This window comes from Mesomycoplasma hyopneumoniae J (genome assembly GCF_000008205.1).
In the GTDB taxonomy this organism is placed as follows: Bacteria; Bacillota_I; Bacilli_A; order Mycoplasmatales; family Metamycoplasmataceae; genus Mesomycoplasma; species Mesomycoplasma hyopneumoniae.
Genome location: NC_007295.1, coordinates 763759 through 783222, shown reverse-complemented (window position 1 = coordinate 783222; position 19464 = coordinate 763759). Strand labels below are relative to the sequence as shown.

At 27.6% G+C, this 19464-nt stretch carries 13 protein-coding genes; 1 reads left to right on the top strand and 12 read right to left on the bottom strand.

The features are described from left to right. Positions 1–185 precede the first annotated feature (185 nt). The 12 genes from MHJ_RS03190 to MHJ_RS03135 all read right to left on the bottom strand — a co-directional run bounded on the left by MHJ_RS03190 (position 186) and on the right by MHJ_RS03135 (position 18412). Positions 186–1973 carry a hypothetical protein gene (locus MHJ_RS03190; protein ID WP_014579984.1) on the bottom strand — a complete coding sequence of 596 codons (1788 nt, stop codon included), beginning with the start codon at positions 1971–1973 and terminating at the stop codon, positions 186–188. 57 nt (positions 1974–2030) lie between these two features. After that, positions 2031–3425, bottom strand: a complete 1395-nt coding sequence (locus MHJ_RS03185) for a hypothetical protein (RefSeq protein ID WP_044284714.1) — start codon at positions 3423–3425, stop codon at positions 2031–2033. A 197-nt stretch (positions 3426–3622) separates the two neighbouring features. Then, the gene (locus MHJ_RS03180) at positions 3623–5404 is read right to left on the bottom strand and encodes a hypothetical protein (protein WP_044284713.1); all 1782 of its coding nucleotides are present in this window, start codon (positions 5402–5404) and stop codon (positions 3623–3625) included. A 219-nt stretch (positions 5405–5623) separates the two neighbouring features. Beyond that, positions 5624–7414, bottom strand: a complete 1791-nt coding sequence (locus MHJ_RS03175; RefSeq protein WP_044284712.1) for a hypothetical protein — start codon at positions 7412–7414, stop codon at positions 5624–5626. Next, positions 7386–8777, bottom strand: a complete 1392-nt coding sequence (locus MHJ_RS03170; RefSeq protein ID WP_044284711.1) for a hypothetical protein — start codon at positions 8775–8777, stop codon at positions 7386–7388. The genes MHJ_RS03175 and MHJ_RS03170 overlap by 29 nt, the downstream gene beginning before the upstream one ends. Before the next feature lie 200 nt (positions 8778–8977). Then, positions 8978–10765, bottom strand: coding sequence for a hypothetical protein (locus MHJ_RS03165; RefSeq protein WP_044284710.1), 1788 nt, complete (start codon positions 10763–10765; stop codon positions 8978–8980). Further along, complete coding sequence (locus tag MHJ_RS03160) at positions 10737–12110, bottom strand: hypothetical protein (RefSeq protein WP_044284709.1); 1374 nt, start codon at positions 12108–12110, stop codon at positions 10737–10739. The genes MHJ_RS03165 and MHJ_RS03160 overlap by 29 nt, the downstream gene beginning before the upstream one ends. A 164-nt stretch (positions 12111–12274) precedes the next feature. Then, complete coding sequence (gene gpmI / locus MHJ_RS03155; RefSeq protein ID WP_011284327.1) at positions 12275–13792, bottom strand: 2,3-bisphosphoglycerate-independent phosphoglycerate mutase; 1518 nt, start codon at positions 13790–13792, stop codon at positions 12275–12277. A gap of 7 nt (positions 13793–13799) precedes the next feature. Next, positions 13800–14102 (bottom strand): YneF family protein, encoded by a 303-nt coding sequence (locus tag MHJ_RS03150; RefSeq protein WP_011206445.1) that lies wholly within the window; start codon positions 14100–14102, stop codon positions 13800–13802. Continuing rightward, positions 14086–14832 (bottom strand): ribonuclease HIII, encoded by a 747-nt coding sequence (locus MHJ_RS03145; RefSeq protein ID WP_014579979.1) that lies wholly within the window; start codon positions 14830–14832, stop codon positions 14086–14088. The genes MHJ_RS03150 and MHJ_RS03145 overlap by 17 nt, the downstream gene beginning before the upstream one ends. Beyond that, positions 14819–18019 carry a DEAD/DEAH box helicase gene (locus tag MHJ_RS03140; RefSeq protein ID WP_044284707.1) on the bottom strand — a complete coding sequence of 1067 codons (3201 nt, stop codon included), beginning with the start codon at positions 18017–18019 and terminating at the stop codon, positions 14819–14821. The genes MHJ_RS03145 and MHJ_RS03140 overlap by 14 nt, the downstream gene beginning before the upstream one ends. 36 nt (positions 18020–18055) lie before the next feature. Beyond that, positions 18056–18412 carry a PTS transporter subunit EIIB gene (locus tag MHJ_RS03135; protein WP_020835878.1) on the bottom strand — a complete coding sequence of 119 codons (357 nt, stop codon included), beginning with the start codon at positions 18410–18412 and terminating at the stop codon, positions 18056–18058. Positions 18413–18478: 66 nt separating this feature from the next. Here MHJ_RS03135 and trpS point away from each other — a divergent pair, with 66 nt between their 5' ends. After that, a complete protein-coding gene (trpS, locus tag MHJ_RS03130) occupies positions 18479–19462 on the top strand; it encodes a tryptophan--tRNA ligase (RefSeq protein ID WP_044284706.1) in 984 nt (327 codons plus the stop codon). The last annotated feature ends 2 nt before the right edge of the window (positions 19463–19464 follow it).

The window sequence follows — 19464 nt, the reverse complement described above, 5'->3', positions numbered from 1 at the left end:
TTTTTTTTTTTTTTTTTTTTTGGTGGCTAAAAGACTTAAAAAAATATATGTATCTAGAATAGAATTATACACTAAAAAATAGTTTTTTTACTAAATTTTGAACCCACAAACACTATTTTTTGAACTTTTTTGTAGCAAAATAAACTAAATCAGAACTATAAAATTAAAAAACATAATAATTAGCGCTATTTTTTATACATTGCATTTAATCTGAAATCATAATACTCATTTTTATCAAAGTCAATATAATTAACTGTTTTTTTGTGCTTTTCAAAAAATGACGTTCTTTCAAATTTTAATAATTTTCTTCTTGCGCTTTTAGTTAAAAAATCAGATTTATGTAGGAAGCTTCCAAAATGTTTTTTTGAGCTATTGGTTTTATATTTTTTTTCATATAAATGAATACAATCAAATAATTGACTTAATTCTGAATTCGATCTTTTAATTACATCAATATTTAAATCATATTTATATCAGTAAAACTTTGGATCTCTATTTTTGCGCAAAAAAATATCTCTTTCAATATCAGAAATTTTTTTATTATAATACAAATTTAGTGGGAAATATTTTCCATTATAAACATGATGATAAAATGGACTTTTTCCAATTCAATATAAAATATTTTCCCCATCACGGTGAATTAAAATTAAATTTTTAATAACAATATCAGGAATTCAGCCATTTGTGTCGCTATAACCACTTGGTTCATACGCGGTATTTACTCAAAAAACAGGATTTTTTGAATCAAATTGACTCACAATTTCATCATAAATTCCATATTCTGGTCCACCAAAATAATATAATTCAAATTTTGAAGGGTCAAGCGATGCTCAACTTTTTAAAATTATTGTATCCGGTTTTGCTATGTAATAGTTTGAATAAGCTCCAACAAAATTGATTATTGGCCCAAACATTATTTGAAAAAGTTTAATAAGATCTATTTTATTAGTTCATTTTTCAATTTCATCATAATATTTTTTGCCTTCTTTTCCGAATAAATTGATGCAATGCTTTTTGTATTCCTTACTAAATTTGTCAAGTCAACTAACTAAAATTTTACTTCTATCGTCTTTTTCCAGGTCAAATTTTTTAATTCCATATTTTTTAAACTTTTTTTGAATATTTTCATAGGTTTCTAAAGTTTTTACATTAAATGCAAGGCGATAATCTGCTTCAAAATCCTGAAATTCTTTCTCAATTTTTTTTAAATCATCCTCAATTTCAGGACCTAAATACACCTTATTTGGATCAAAATATTTCGAATTATACTCATTTTGGATTGATAAAAAATCAAAAATTTTTTCTCTATGATTTTCAAGATTTTTCGGTTTTGCATATGGAATTAGTTCTTCGATTTCATCAATTATTAGTTGCTCTACCTCTTTAAGTCTTGCTTTATTTGTATAACTCATTCTAAAAATTGAAGGAAAAGAAATCGAATATTGACAATTTTCAATATCTTCAATATTTTCAACTGCAATTACAACCATTTTTATGTCATTCCAAGAGTTATTATCCCAAAAAATTCCATCAAGATTTCAACATGACCTTGCAACCCGATGATATCTTTCATAAATTATTTTATAAATTTCCTTAGAAATTGATTTTTTATAAAATTTAAAAAATCTTAATTCTTTTGAAAAAAAGGTTGCTTTTTGGATTTCATCAAGCCGAAGTCGATAAACATAATCGCCTTGTTTGTAAGGAATTGCAATCATATCTTCGATTGGATTGTGGCCAATTTTATCTGACTCTGTAGCATTAAAAATTAAAAAAGATATAAATTCTTGATGGCAATATGTAAGTCTGCATTGAGACCGGAAATCCTTAAGGCCATTAGCTGAATTTGAAGGTTCCCTTCAATGCATATAAATATTTCGTGTCGAAAGAATATTGCGAGCATTTACTTCTCGATATCTGTTTTCAATAAATTTTTCCTTAATTTTAATAAGGGAATTTAACTGGTTCTCCATATAAATAGTGAATTCCTTCTACTCTTTTTAGTTTTTCAAATTTGATTTTTTCACCTTTTAGTGCTTTTTCATCTTTAATTTTTGGATGAAGCCTTGCTCGTCTAACATGATAATTTTTGAAAAAAATTTCTTTTTCTTCAACCTTTTTTTAATCTCTTCCTCTCTTTTTTTTATTATCCCCTTCCCATTTAAATACCATGTTTCATCTGATGGCATATTTTGGTATCAATTTTCTTCCATATCAAAAGGTTTATCAATAAAATTTTCCTTAACAAGGTAACCTTTTGGGTAATTTTCATCATTATCATCATTTAAATATGGGACATTATAAGCAAATTTAGCACCAATTATTATGTTAATTGTCGATGCAACTTTGTAAGCCAATTGTTGCATTTTTGTTTTGCTATATGAATAAAAATCAGACTTAAAACTCAATAATCTTTTAACTTTATCGACTACAATTGATGAATTTGACTCTAAATTCGGGAAAAAAATTTCTTCTAAAATTATTGGAAGGCCCATGCTTTCCTGGAGACTAAAAACTGAAAGTGCCCAAGCTGCTTGCTGGCTAATTTTTGTTTCACTAATTATAAATTTTGCTTTATAATTTCCAATACCTGGGAAAAAATAAGCAAGATGAATATCGTTATACTTTTTTAGTTCGTCCTTGTTTGTTATTTCAACAAATTTAACTCTACTTAAAGTTGCAACTTTATCTGATAATTTAGTTTTAGTTTTTATTGCCAAAATATTTAAATCAATAGTAACTGAATTAGGCGTCCTTGTTATAATCGGATTTAGTTCCCGTTTGTCTTGACCTGGTAAAAAAGGACCGTATACTGGACCAGATTTTTGGTGTTTTTCGGATTTTGGGTTTGAAAATGCAGATAGCCAATTTTGATTTTCACTAGAATTTTGATCATTTTGTAGTCAATTATTAGGAATTAATTTTTGATTTTTAGAAATTTTTGTTGGGCCAAATCAAGGATTATTTTCAAAAGTTTTTTCTGGTTTTTTTGGTAATGGTTGCTTCTTGTTGTTTTCGCTTGATGTTTCAGTAAATTGAGGTGAATATGATTGGTGACCACCAATTCGTGGCAATTCTGGTAGTGGGTTTTGGCTAAATCAATTTGCAAATAATCCGCTAAACAAAATTCCACCAAAACCACCTAGCAAAAGAGGAATGGCAGGTAAAAAACCGTCTTCTCTAGGTTTAATTTCCAAAATTGCTTTTGAAATTTCTTCATCTTCTAGTTCATTAACGGCCGCCATTTGGCTGATTTTATTGATTTCTTGGGATTTTTTGCTTAAATTTTCTGTTATTTTTTGGCTAGACGAAGTTTTATCTTGGAAACTATTGTTAGTATAAGAAGTTATTATCAAAGTTGAAAATGCTGCAAAAAGAAATATTTTGCAAACTTTTTTAAGTAAATTTTTACTTTTTTTATTCATCACACTCCATCTTAGGCTTTTCTTGACTTATTTTTATAGCAAAAAACTAGTTGTAATACCTAAATTTTATCACAAAAAATGAAATTTTATAAATTTCTAGGCTTGTATTAGTTGTTTTATTGCTTATATTTTTAGTCTGAATTAGGAAAAATTAGATAAATTAAATCTTATAAATTAAAAAAACATAATAATTACAGTTATTTTTCATAAATTGCGTTTAATCTAAAATCATAATACTCATTTTTATCAAAGTCAATATAATTAACTGTTTTTTCATAAACCTTATAAAATGTTGTTAGTTCAAATTTTGATAATTTTCTTCTTGCACTTTTAGCTAAAAAACCAGATTCACGTAAAAAATTTTGAAAACTTCCCTTTGGATTATCCTTTTTATATTTTTTTTCATATAAATTAATATAATCAAATAATTGACTTAATTCAGAATTCGATCTTCTAATTACATCAATATATAAATTATCATATGAATAAAATTTTGGATCTTTGTTTTGCCGCAAAAAAATATCTCTTTCAATATCAGAAATTTTTTTATTATAATACAAATTTAGTGGGAAATATTTTCCATTATAGACATGATGGTAAAATGGACTTTTTCCAATTCAGTATAAAATATTTTCCCCATCACGGTGAATTAAAATTAAATTTTTAATAATAATATCGGGAATTCAGCCATTCATTGCGCTTTGATCACTTGGATAATATGCGGTTGCGAATCAAAAAACAGGATTTTTTGAACCAAACTTTCCTAAAATTTCATCATAAATTCCATATTCGGGGCCTCCAAAATAATATAATTCAAATTTTGAAGGATCAAGTGTAGCCCAACTTTTTAAAATAATAGCATCTGGTTTAATCATACGAGATTTAAAAAGTTCCCAAATGGAATTGATTAAAGGCCCAAACATAATTTGAAAAAGTTGGATAAGATTTATTTTATGAGTTCATTTTTCGATTTCATCATAATATTTTTCCCCTTCTTTACCGAATAGATTAATACAATGTTTTTGATATTCCGGCCCAAATTTGTCAAGCCAGCTAATTAAAATTTTACTTCTGTCATCTTTTTTAAGATTAAATTTCTTAATATTGTATTTTTCAAATTTTTCTAAAATTTTTTCATAAGTTTCTAAAGTTTTTACATTAAATACAAGTGGGTAATTAGCTTCAAAATCTTGGAATTCTTTTTTGATTTTTTTTAAATCTTCCTCAATTTCAGCACCTAAATACACCTTATTTGGATCAAAATATTTAGAATTATACTCATTTTGAATTGTCAAAAAATCAAAAATTTTTTCTCTGTGATTTTCAAGATCTTTCGGCTTCGCATACGGAATTAGTTCTTCAATTTCATCAATTATTAATTGTTCGGCCGCTTTTAGTCTTATTTTATCAGTATAACTCATTCTAAAAATTGACGGAAAAGAGATTGAATATTGACAATTTTTAGCATCTTCGATATTTTCAATTGCAACTACCACCATTTTTATATCATTTCATGAGTTATTATCCCACAAAATTCCATCAAGATTCCAACGAGATTTCGCCACGCGATGATATCTTTCATAAATTATTTTATAAATTTCTTTAGAAATTGATTTCTTATAAAATTTAAAAAATCTTAATTCCTTTGAAAAAAAAGTAGCTTTTTGGATTTCATCAAGTCGAAGTCGATAAATATAATTGCCTTGTTTATAAGGAATTGCGATCATATCTTCAATTGGATTGTGGCCGTCTTTGTAGGAACTAGTGGCAGCAAAGTCTAAAAAAGGAATAAATTCACGCTGACAATAATAAGGAAGACAACGCAATTCCTTATTTCCGTTCACCTCTCAAATATAAGGTTCTCTTCAATGCATGTAGATATTTCTTGTCGAGATAAAATCGCGGACCTTTACTTCTCGATATCTATTTTCTAAAAATGTTTCCTTAATTTTAATAAGAGAATTTGACTGGTTCTCCATATAAATAGCGAATTCCTTCAACTTTTTTTAGGTTTGATTCTTTTTAAAACTAAAAAACACGTTTTTGAGAGTTAATTTTGGCGTGTTTAAATGTAATCGTATTACGATTTTAGTTTCTGATAACCTTTTTACCCCTCTTTTTAAACCAAAAAAGCATCAAAAATAACAAAAATTTAGCAACACGATTTTTTTAATAATAATAAAAACTAATAATTACAGTTATTTTTTATAAAGCGCATTGAATCTAAAATCATAATATTCGTTTTTTTCGGGATTAATGTAATTAACAGTTTTCTTGTGTTTAGTAAAAAACGATGTTCTTTCAAATGCTGATAATTTTCTCCTTGCGCTTTTAGTTAATAAGTCCGATTTGTGTAAGAAATTTTCAAAATGTTCATTTAAATTATTTTTTTTATAATTTTTTTCATATAAATTAATATAATCAAACAATTTGCTTAACTGCTCGTTGGTTCTTCTAATTACATCGATATTTAAATCATATTTATATGAATAAAATTCTGGATCTTTGTTTTGCCGCAAAAAAATATCTCTTTCAATATCAGAAATTTTTTTGTTATAATATAAATTTAGCGGAAAATATTTTCCATTATAGACATGATGATAAAATGGTGATTTTCCAATTCAGTATAAAATATTTTCCCCATCACGGTAAATTAAAATTAAATTTTTAGTAATAATATCGGGAATTCAGCCATTTGTGCCGGTTCTTCCACTTGGTTCATAACCAGTATTCAATCAGAAAACAGGATGTTTTGAGTCAAATTGTTCTAAAATTTCATTATAAATTCCATATTCCACACCGCCAAAATAATATAATTCAAATTTTGAAGGATCAAGCGAACCTCAACTTTTTAAAATGATGGCATCAGGTTTGGTTATGTAATAATTTGAGCGCGTTCAAACAAAATCTATTAAAGGTCCAAACATAATTTGGAAAATTTGGACTAGATTTATTTTATGAGTTCATTTTTCGATTTCATCATAATATTTTTCCCCTTCTTTACCGAATAGATTAATACAATGTTTTTTGTAATCAAGTCCAAATTTGTCAAGCCAACTAATTAAAATTTTACTTCTGTCATCTTTTTCAAGATTAAATTTCTTAATATTGTATTTTTCAAATTTTTCTAAAATTTTTTCATAAGTTTCTAAAGTTTTTACATTAAATACAAGTGGGTAATTAGCTTCAAAATCTTGGAATTCTTTTTCGATTTTTTTTAAATCATCCTCAATTTTAGCACCTAAATACACCTTATTTGGATCAAAATATTTGGAATTATATTCATTTTGAATTGATAAAAAATCAAAAATTTTTTCTCTATGATTTTCAAGATTTTTCGGTTTTGCATGTGGAATTAGTTCTTCAATTTCATTGATTATTAGTTGCTCGACTTCTTTAAGCCTTGTTTTATTTGTATAACTCATTCTAAAAATTGACGGAAAAGAGATTGAATATTGACAATTTTGAGCATCCTCGATATTTTCAATTGCAACTACCACCATTTTTATATCATTTCAGGAGTTATTATCTCAAAAAATACCATCAAGATTTCAACGAGATTTTGAAACCCGATGATATCTCTCGCTGATTATTTTATAAATCTCTTTAGAAATTGATTTTTTATAAAATTTAAAAAATCTTAATTCTTTTGAAAAAAAAGTAGCTTTTTGGATTTCATCAAGCCGAAATCGATAAACATAATCGCCTTGTTTGTAAGGAATTGCAATCATATCTTCAATTGGATTGTGCAATCCCAAACTTGAGGAAGAATTGTTAAATTCTAAAAATGGCATAAATTTAATATCACAATAAGGTAAAGGAGGCCAACAGTCAACTATTTTTTCACCATTGATTTCCGAAATAGGTGGCACTTTTCAGTGCATGTAGATATTTCTTGTTGAAATAAAATCGCGCGGAATCACCTCGCGATATCTATTTTCGATAAATTTTTCCTTAATTTTAATAAGGGAATTTAACTGGATCTCCATATAAATAATGAATTCCTTCTATTTTTTTTAGGTCGCTATGTCTTATATCCTTTCCCGTTTTTTCATTTTTTTCTCTATCACTTGGTTTGAATTTAACCCTTCTAACATGGTAGTTTTTAAAAAAAATAGACTTTTTTTCTAATTTCTTTCAGATATTTTTAGTTCTATTTGGGTCTATTTTTGGGTTTTCTAAATAATATGTTTCACTTGATGGCATATTTATATATCAATTTTCATTTTTATCAAATATTTCTTCATAAAAATCTTCAACAATATAATAACTTTTTGGATAATTTGGATCATTATCATTGTTTAAATATGGAATATTGTATCCTAAATTTGCTCCATTTATTGTGTTGATTGTGGCGGCAATTTTGTATGCTAATTGCTGCATTTTATGTTTACTATAAGAATAAAAATTAGGTCTAAACATTAATCTTTTCAAAAATTTTTCTATTAAATTTAATGGTTGTAATCGAATATTTGGGAAGAAATTTTTTTCTAAAATTTCTGGAATTCCTAATTCAATTTGTAGACCTAAAATTGAAAGCTCTCAAGCAATCGGTTCACTAATTTTAGTTTTGCTAATTATAAATTTTGGTTTTCCACCTGGAACTTCGTCAAAAAAGTATGCAAGATGAATATCTTTATAATCTTTTAATTTTTTCCTATCAGTAATTTCGACGAATTCGACTCTGCTTAAGGCTGCAACTCTCTCTGATAATTTTGTTTTGGTTATTATCGATAAAATATTAAGATCAATTGTTATTGAATTAGCACTTTTTGCAACAATTGGGTCGAGTTCGCGCTTATCTTCGCCCGGTAAAAATGGCCCATATACAGGTCCAGAATTCTCAATTTTAGATTTTTTTTCAGTTTTTTGGAAATAATCAAGAAAAGAACTTTGGTATGAATTATTTTCATACCTTTTTGATACTTTTTTCTCAGTATTTTGACTTGGTTTTTGGTCAATTTGTGGGGCATATGAGCCAACATTGCCCAATCGAGGTAATTCGGGTAGTGGATTTTGGCCAAGTCAACTTGAAAATACCCCGCCAAATAGAATTCCGCCAAGCGCCCCAAATAAAAGTGGGATTGCTGGGGCAAACTCATCTTCTCTAGGTTTAATTTCCAAAATTGCTTTTGAAATTTCTTCATCTTCTAGTTCATTAACGGCCGCCATTTGGCTGATTTTATTGACTTCTTGGGATTTTTTGCTTAAATTTTCTGTTATTTTTTGGCTAGACGGAGTTTTATCTTGGAAATTATTATTACTATAAGAAGTTATTATTAAAGTTGAAAATGCTGCAAAAGAGAACATTTTGCAGACTTTTTTAAGTAAATTTTTACTTTTTTTATTCATAACCGTCCTCCTTCTTAGTCTTTTTTTGACTAATTTTTATAGCAAAAAACTAGTTGTAATACCTAAATTTTATCAGAAAAAACAAAATTTTTATAAATTTTAGGCTTGTATTAATTGTTTTATTGCTTATATTTTTAGTCTGAATTAGGAAAAATTAGATAAATTAAATCTTATAAATTAAAAAAACATAATAATTACCGTTATTTTTTATAAATTGCGTTTAACCTAAAATCATAATATTCATTTTTATCAAAGTCAATATAATTAACTGTTTTTTCATAAACCTTATAAAATGTTGTTAGCTCAAATTTTGATAATCTTCTTCTTGCACTTTTAGTAAGCAAATCAGATTTATGCAAAAAATCTTGAAAACTTTTACCTGGATTATCTTTTTTATATTTTTTTTCATATAAATTAATATAATCAAATAATTGACTTAATTCAGAATTTGATCTTCTAATTACATCAATATATAAATTATAATCATATGAATAAAATTCCGGATCTTTGTTTTCGCGCAAAAAAATATCTCTTTCAATATCAGAAATTTTTTTGTTATAATATAAATTTAATGGAAAATATTTCCCATTATAAACATGATGATAAAATGGTGATTTTCCAATTCAGTATAAAACATTGTCGCCATCCCGGTGAATTAAAATTAAATTTTTTGTAATAATATCGGGAATTCAGCCATTTGTTGAGCTATGACCACTCGGTTCATACGCGGTATTTACTCAGAAAACAGGATATTTTGAGTCAAATTTTTCTAGAATTTCATCATAAATTCCATATTCGGGACCTCCAAAATAATATAATTCAAATTTTGAAGGATTAAGACAACCCCAACTTTTTAAAATAACAGCATCTGGTTTGAGGGTGTGTGATGTTTTATATGTTCATATAAAATAGATTAAAGGTCCAAACATAATTTGGAAAATTTGGATTAGATTTATTTTATTTGTCCATTTTTCAAGTTCATCATAATATTTTTCACCATCTTTTCCGAATAGATTAATACAATGTTTTTGATATTCCGGCCCAAATTTGTCAAGCCAACTAATTAAAATTTGATTTCTGTCGTCTTTTTCAAGATCAAATTTCTTAATATTGTATTTTTTAAATTTTTCTAAAATTTTTTCATAAGTTTCTAAAGTTTTTACATTAAATACAAGTGGGTAATTAGCTTCAAAATCTTGGAATTCTTTTTCGATCTTTTTTAAATCACCCTCAATTTTAACACCTAAATACATCTTATCTGGATCAAAATATTTGGAATTATACTCATTTTGGATTGACAAAAAATCAAAAATTTTTTCTCTGTGATTTTCAAGATTTTTCGGTTTCGCATACGGAATTAATTCTTCAATTTCATTGATTATTAGTTGCTCGACTTCTTTAAGCCTTGTTTTATTTGTATAACTCATTCTAAAAATTGAAGGAAAAGAAATTGAATATTGACAATTCTGAGCATCTTCGATATTTTCAATTGCAACTACCACCATTTTTATATCATTTCAGGAGTTATTATCTCAAAAAATACCATCAAGATTTCAACGAGATTTTGAAACCCGATGATATCTCTCGCTGATTATTTTATAAATCTCTTTAGAAATTGATTTTTTATAAAATTTAAAAAATCTTAATTCTTTTGAAAAAAAAGTAGCTTTTTGGATTTCATCCAGACGAAGTCGATAAATATAATCGCCTTGTTTATAAGGAATTGCGATCATATCCTCAATTGGATTGCGGGTATTTTTATATGATGGAATGCCGTTAATCTCCAAAAAAGGATCAAATTTATCATCACAATAACACGAAATAGAAAAACAGTTAAATTTTTTCTCTCCATTAACCCAAATATAAGGTTCTTTCCAGTGCATATAAATGTTTCTTGTTGAAAAAAAATCTCGGATATTTACTTCTCGATATCTATTTTCTAGGAATTTTTCTTTAATTTTAATAAGGGAATTTGACTGGGTCTCCATATAAATAGTGAATTCCTTCAACTTTTTTTAGGTTTGGTTCTCAAACTCTATCTTTCTTATTATTAGGATGCAATTTATATCGTCTAACATGGTAATTTTTAAAAAAAATACTTTTTTTCGCTATTTTTTTTCTCTGGTTTTCTCTCTCGACTGGGTCTTCTTCCTTTCCATCCAAATATCACGTTTCCCCCGATGGCATATTTATGTATCAATTTTCGTTTTTATCAAATATTTCTTCATAAAAATCTTCAACAATATAATAACTTTTGGGATAATTTGGATCATTATCATTATTTAAATATGGAACATTATATCCTAAATTTCCATAATTTATTGTGTTGATTGTGGCGGCAATTTTGTAGGCTAATTGCTGCATTTTATGTTTATTATAAGAATAAAAATTAGGTCTAAACATTAGTCTTTTCAGAAATTTTTCTATTAAATCTAATGGTTGTAATCGAATATTTGGGAAGAAATTTTTTTCTAAAATTTCTGGAATTCCTAATTCAATTTGCAGACCTAAAATTGAAAGCTCCCAAGCAACCGGTTCACTAATTTTAGTTTTGCTAATTATAAATTTTGGTTTTCCACCTGGAACTTCGTCAAAAAAGTATGCAAGATGAATATCTTTATAATCTTTTAATTTTTTTCTATCAGTAATTTCGACAAATTCGACTCTGCTTAAGGCTGCAACTCTCTCTGATAATTTTGTTTTAGTTATTATCGATAAAATATTAAGATCAATTGTTATTGAATTAGCACTTTTTGCAACAATTGGGTCGAGTTCGCGCTTATCTTCGCCAGGCAAAAATGGCCCATATACAGGTCCAGAATTATCAATTTTAGATTTTTTTTCAGTTTTTTGGAAATAATCAAGAAAAGAACTTTGGTATGAATTATTTTCATACCTTTTTGATACTTTTTTCTCAGTATTTTGACTTGGTTTTTGGTCAATTTGTGGGGCATATGAGCCAACATTGCCCAATCGAGGTAATTCGGGTAGTGGATTTTGGCTAAGTCAACTTGAAAATAACCCGCCAAATAGAATTCCACCAAGCGCCCCAAATAAAAGTGGGATTGCTGGGACAAACTCATCTTCTCTTGGTTTGATTTTTAGAATTGCTTTTGAAATTTCATCTTCGTCAACGTTATTAACAGAAGCCATTTGACTAACTTTATATGTGTTTTGAGACTTTTCACTTCAATTTTCCGTATTTCTTCTACTAATAACAGATTGAATTTGTAGATTGTCATTAGTAGAAGAAATTACAAATAAAGTTGAAAAAATACCAAAAAGAGAAATTTTGATTATTTTTTTAAATAAATTTTTCTTACTTTTTTTCATCTTTTTGTTTACTCCAATTTTTTAGTATTTTATCTAAGTAGATAATACGTTTTTATAATGTAACTTTATCAAAAAAAAAAAAAAAAAAAGAAAAAGAAAAAATAAATTTTTGGTGGATTTTAAAAAATACTATAAATTAGGACACTTTTTCAAATAAAGAAAAATTATTTGTCTTTAATAATCAAAGAATCATGGTCCATATCAGGGTGTTTGTCAAGTCCTAAATAGTCCAAAATGGTTGGTGCAATATTTGCTAATTTTCCGCTTTTTAGTTTGATGGTTTTATCACTTGAAATTAACATAACCGGAAAAGTTGTGTGTTTTGTTGACGGATTTCCGTTTTCATCCTCTGTTAATTCAGCATTTCCATGATCAGCGGTAATGAAAAAGTCAAAATTTTTTTCTTCTGCCCATTTGCAAATTCTACCAATTTGAAAATCAAGAATTTCAACAGCCTTAATAGTTGCTTTCAAATCTCCGGTATGACCAACCATATCCGGATTTGCAAAATTCATGATGATAAAATCATAATTTTGCCCAACTTCAAGAAGTTTATCAGTAATTTCAACAGCTGACATCTGTGGAAAATCAGCATATGATTGCACTTTTAGTGAATCAATTAAAATTCTATCTGAATTTTCTAGTTCAAGTTCAACACCTCCGTCAACAAAAAAAGTGACATGGGCATATTTTTGTGTCTCAGCTAGTCGAAGCTGCCTAAATCCAGCCATTGAAATTAATTTTCCCAAAGGATTTTCGACTCTCATTTCTTCAAAGGCGACTAGGCAATTTATGCCTTCATATTTCATCATTGAAACAAAAACATCGGTTTTTATAGGATTTTTTGGCTTTTGTTCATATAAATCAGTCTGTAAAATTAAGTGGCTTAGCTGCCTTGCTCGATCAGGTCGAAAGTTGAAAAAAATCACTGGATGATCATCAGCTAAAAAATCTTTCTTGTTGACTTTGAGGTTAATTGCAGGTTCAAAAAATTCATCACTTACCCCTTTTTCATATTGAAAGTTGATATAATCAATTGGATCAGTGAAGGTATTTTCTGCTTTTCCTAAAAGTGCATTATAACCTAATTCGACACGGTCAAACATTTTATCGCGGTCCATTGAATAAAAACGGCCAGAAATTGAAGCTATTTTATAATCTTCATAATTTTTTAATTTTAAATTTAACATTTTAATTCAGGGCTTAATTGACTTTGGGCCAACATCACGCCCATCACCAAAAAGGTGAAGATTTAGTTTTTTAACCCCAAAATTAGCGGCAAAATCAATCAGGGCAAAAAGATGATCTTGGTGGGAATGGACCCCTCCAGGTGAAAAAAGACCCATAATTTGCAGCGGAAATCCAGTTTTGATACTATGCCTAAAGGCTAAAATAAATTTTTCATTTTCAAAAAACTTACCTGTTTTTAAAGCATTATTTATAATTGAAATACCTGTATAGACAACAAAACCAGCGCCAATATTTAAATGACCGACTTCGCTATTGCCCATCTGACCTTCAGGAAGTCCGACTTCTTGACCAGAAGCAGCAATTAAACTATTTGGATATTCTTGAAAAAGTCTATCAAAAACAGGTGTTTTTGCCAGTGCAAAACCATTTCCTTGGGATTCAAGGCGCAATCCAAGTCCGTCAATAATAATTAAAACTAATTTTTTTTTCACATTTTTCCTATTTTTTTGCATTTTTGACAGAGCGCATTACTGCTCTAATTTGGGCTTCTGATGGTTTTCTACCCATTTGCATATACATTGCCCTGATCATATTTTCGGTTATTGGAGGATTTTCTCTTATTTGTTTTTCAAACATTTTTTTTGAAACAACAAGAGCAATGATTCCACCAACAATAAAAAGAATAATTCCAACCGAAATTGTAATTCCGATTCAGCCACCAAGACCAACTCCGCCAGCAACATTGATATTTGTGGCGATTTTTTCAGTGCTTTCAGCGAATAATTTAATTATTTTTCCCATTTTTTTCCTCTAACTTTGCATAAATTTTTTCAGTGATACTAAAATGAAGTTTAACATTTTCTTCAAGAAAAATTTTGCCATATTTTTCAATTTGACCAACACAAAAATTAACAATTTTTTCAATCTGATTGGAACCAGCAGGAAAAACAGCCTTTCATTTCTCTTGCCTTTTAGCAAATTTTTGACTTAAAGCAAATTTTGCAATTATTGAGGCTGCGCCTACTTGCTTAATTTTTGTATCAGCTTTTTTTTCTAAGATAAGTGGGAATTTTTGAAAATCTCAAGGTTCAATTTTTAAAAATTCCGCTATTTTTGCAAAATATTCCTTAAACTTTTTTTCACTTACAAATCCATCAATAAAAATTTTATTAATTTTTTCATTTTCAAGATTCAAAATCAAATCATTTAAAACTCGAAAATACAAAAGTGACTTAATTTGATGTGAATTTAGTCCATCTTCAATAAGTTTATTATACTCATTCATTTCAAGACTGGTAAATTTATGTTTTATTTTTTGGTCTATGTTTATAACCTGAAAAAGATCAGAAATTTTTTTTTCTGTTAAAAGTTTTGAATCAACTATTTGTATTAAAAGTTCATTTTTAATCTCTTTTTCACGAAAAACTGCACAACATACAGTTAAATTTGTAAAATATTCACCAACTCCAACTTCATCACAACCAATAACTAAGTCATCTAGAGCATATAATTGGTTTTTAGACAAGATCATCTTCTTTCAAAGTAAGAATTTTTTCTTTAATTTTGGTCATTATTTTTTGCTTATTTAGCTTCCATTCAACAAAATTAAGAATGAAAACAGGGTATTTTTTTTCTTCAATAAACTTGATAGCATCAAAATATTTAATATATTCTTTTGGGTCTTTGTATTCTAAAGAATCAAGGTAGACTGCAAATAAAAGTTGACTCTGATCAAAAATAGCTACATCAATTTCCTCGCTACCGATAGCAAAATTTGTTTTTGTTTCAAAATCAGGGAAATTTTTGCTAAATTCTTCAATAAATTCCTGTTGAAAATCAGTAAAAAATCTAGATTTTTGCACATTTTGTAATTCAGCAAGTGAGAGTTCTGTCTTTTTCTTGCGTGAATAATGAATTTGTGATTGGATATCAAGGTCTAAAAAGTTAATTCATTCTTTAAAAATTTCAAGATCTTCAGAATTTGAAGTATTCTGAATTTCATCAGCATTTATTGATTTGCAAATTATCATTTTTTGTCTTGCGCGAGAAGTAGCTACATTTAGGGCGTTTTTTCCACCTTTTCTTGCAATATAAGTAGAAACGAATTTCGCACTTTGGTCATATGCAACTGAAATTATTACTAAATCTGCCTCATCTCCTTGAATATTTTCAAGACTATTAACGATAATTTTATCAGTATAAATTAATTTTTCAATTTCAGGGTAGGATTCAAAAATGATTCTTTCAATTGCATTTTGCTGATTTTTATTAAAGGCCAGAATGATCATTGTTGGAAATTTGTTAATATTTTTCTGGGCAATTTCGACAACGGCTTTGGCTTCAACAAGATTTTGTTGTCCATCTCATTGGCCATTTACATTTTGAACTTCAATTACATCAGTGCCTTCAAATTTGTAATTATTTGCAATTTTTAGTTCTGATTCATAAAAATGGCGTGAGTTAAAAGTCATCAGGGAAGCATGATGTGAGCGATAATTTTTATCTAACATAATATTAAAAACACCTTTAGAATGGGCATATTCTAGGATTGATTCAATATTTGCAAAGGCATCATCTTCAGATTCTTCATTTATTTTAGAGGCAAATCAACGAATCGGCTGCATTTGTTGGTGATCACCAACTAAAACTTTTATTTTTCCATAAAATAAAAGAGGCAAAGCTTCCTCAAGGAACATTTGCGAAGCCTCATCGATTATTACATAATCAAAATATTTTTTCTCAAACATTATAAGTTCAATGTCAGGGGTTGTAATAATTACCGGAAATAAAACCTTAATAATTTCAGAATGTTTTAGTAAAAATTTATAAGGTGACATTTTCTTTTTCTGCTTTACACTTAAACGAAAACGAGTATAAAGTTGTTGGAATTCATTATCATTATTTAATTTAGCAAGGATTTCAAATACTTTTTTTGCATGAAAAATAAATAAAGCTTTATCATCAAGAACTTCAACTTTTGGTTTTCTTGAAAAATTCAGGAATTTTTCAAGGTTTTCAAAATTGGAAATTTCCAATTTTGAAATTTTATTATAAATATTTTCTAGATTATCATCATAATTTGCTAAATTTTCAAGAATTAAATTTACATCTTCCCGTAAATCTTTTGAAACACTATGAAGTGCTTTTTCATAAATTTTTAGTTTTCTTTTAAGTTGAGTTTCGACAATATGCAATTTTAGTTTAGTTTCTGTTCTTGGCGATCTTTTTGGATTAATTTTTATTGATTTATTTAGTTTAAAAATTGCTTCAGCAACATTAAGGGCGAAAAAATTATTGGCTGTTTCAATTATTTTATAAGCCTCTAAAGTGTTTCTGAGAATGTCAGTTTTTGGGAAAATGTTAGCTAAAAGTTCTAAATATTTCCGATCATCATCAGAGAAAACTTTGATTTCATCAATTTTGGATTCCATATTGAAATTTTCAATAATTTCAATATATTCTTCAATTGGTTTATAAAAATCCTTATAGTTTTCAAGTTTTTCATTAATGACAAAAAGGCAGAAAAATGACATCATTTTCAGTCTTTTTCTTAGGACAACAAGCGCAATTTTTTTCTGTGAACTAACAAGAGCTGTCCTATTTAGCGCGATAATATTAGAAATTATATTTGCAATTGTCTGTGATTTTCCGGTTCCTGGGGGGCCTCAGATAATTGTATTTTGCAAAATTGCTGAAATATGGGCATAATCCTGTGTGAAATTAGTTGGTTGGATTTTAAAAAATCCTGTAAATTTAGGTGAAAATATTGATTTTTCAATTGCTGTCCGATAACCAGTTTTATTAATATCAACTTCAATTAGGTTGTGAATTTCGCCTGTTTTTATCATTTTTTCCATAATGCTTCGTTGGTGTGAGCCACCAATGTTAAAAAATCCTAAAACGGCACCAGGATGAAAATTTATACTATCTTCACTTGTTGCAAATTCCTTAGGAATTTTACCTTCAATACTTGGGATTTCAAATTTATCATTATAGAATTTTTTTACATTTTCCATTAATTCCGTAATTGAAAATTCGGAAAAATCAAAGTCAAAATTAAAATCTATATCGAGCTTTCTTAAAAAAGTAAGCAATTTAGCGTTCAATTTTATATGTCCATCAGCGTTTAGTCTTGGTACTGAGTTTACAATAGTAACTTCACATTCCTTGACAAATAAAGGACCAAAAAAACTTCTATCTTCAATTGTAAGCGAAATATATCCAAAACCGATATGGACTGGCCATATATTTCTGTCCCTTAAAATATCATAAGCTTTCTTAATTAGTCGCTTCCATTTTGCTAGGCTTGTTTGTTTTTTATAAGAAATTTTACTTAAAATTTCCTTTTTTCCACCTTCAAAATCAGTATTTAACGATCTTAATAAAAGCGGATTTAGCTTATAATCTGAACTTTTTAGAAATTCAACTAGTTCATCCTTTGTATTTATTGACTCGATTTTTTCACTAAAATCATCAAATTCATTTGATGCAAGTGATACTGATGAGATCGGTGAATTAATTAATTTTTTAAAATCACTTAATTTTAAAGCGCCATATAAATCGATATAATTTTCATTATCAATTCTAGTAAAAAGTGCAGAATCAGCCCTTTCGACTGTAATTAAGTTTGCAAGCAAACGTTCATAACTTAAATTTTGGTTTGTATTATTTAGTTTTTGATTTTCACGGTTTTGAGTTCCAAATTTTTGTATTTTCACTGTAATTTCCTTAGGATTTTTTAAACATTTCTAAACTTATCCAAAATTATTTATTGCTTCTGAAATTGCTTTAGATTTATTACCAACTATCAAAGTTATTGTATCTGAGCTAACAAAAATACCTGAAATCCCCTTTAATTTCTTTATTTTTTCAAAATCAAGATTTTCTGTTGATCTTAGTTTAATTCTTAATCGGGAAATATTAAAATCACTTTTTTTAATATTTGACCTCCCGCCTAACAAGTTAATTAAAACCTCAATTTTAAAGTCAAAATTTTGTTCATAAGTGAAATCAGAATTCTTTTTATTATGTTTTTTTTTAAGATATTTTGCAAATAAACCAAAAGTAAAAATTTGTAGAAAAAAATAAATGATTTTAGAAACTAATTTCATAATTATGTTTTAAATTATACTTATTTTTAAAACTTTTTATATAAATTATGTTAAAATTTTTTAATTATGAAAAAAAGATTGGTTACTGGCATTACGGCAACAGGAAAATTAACGCTTGGGAATTATTTAGGATCGATAAAACCTAGTCTTGATCTGCAAAATGAATACGAAAATTTTATTTTCGTTGCTGACCTTCACGCGCTTACTTTGCCAATTGATCCAAAAGAATTAGCTGAAAACCGTAAAAGTATTTTTGCTTTTTATCTTGCATGCGGATTTGATCCAGAAAAAACAGTGCTTTTTTTTCAATCTGAAATTAGCCAACATTCTGAATTATTTTGACTTTTACAGTCTGAAACTACAATTGGTGAACTTTCGAGAATGACCCAATTCAAAGACAAAGCGCGTTTAAAACAGGATAATAATACTGAAAAAATTCCCACCGGACTTTTAACTTATCCAATTTTGATGGCTGCAGATATTCTTTTGTATAACCCAGATTTTGTAACAGTTGGTGCTGATCAGTTGCAACATCTTGAATTAGTGCGGAAAATTGCCCAAAGATTTAATAAAATTTATAAAACCGACTTTAAAATTCCAAGAACAATAATTTCTGAAAGAACACAGAAAATTATGTCGCTAACTGATCCAGAAAAAAAGATGTCCAAATCTACTCAATCAAAAAATTCGACTATTTTTTTAACAGACAGTCCTGATGAGGCATATCAAAAAATTCAAAAAGCACAAACAGATTCTTATAATGAAGTTAATTTTAATTTTGCAAAACCTGGAGTTGCCAATCTTTTAAACATTTTTATGGGACTTACTGGAATACCAGTTGATGAAACTCAGGCGTTTTTTGAGGGAAAATCTTACCAGTTTTTAAAACAAAAAGTTGGGATAATAGTTGCTGAATTTTTAAGAGATTTACAAGAAAAATATCAAAAAAATCTCGATTTAGTCGAGATTTATGCAAAAAAAGGCGCTAAAAAAGCAAAAGAAGTTGCTGTTTCTAACTTTGAAAAAATCAAAGAAAAAATAGGATTATAATT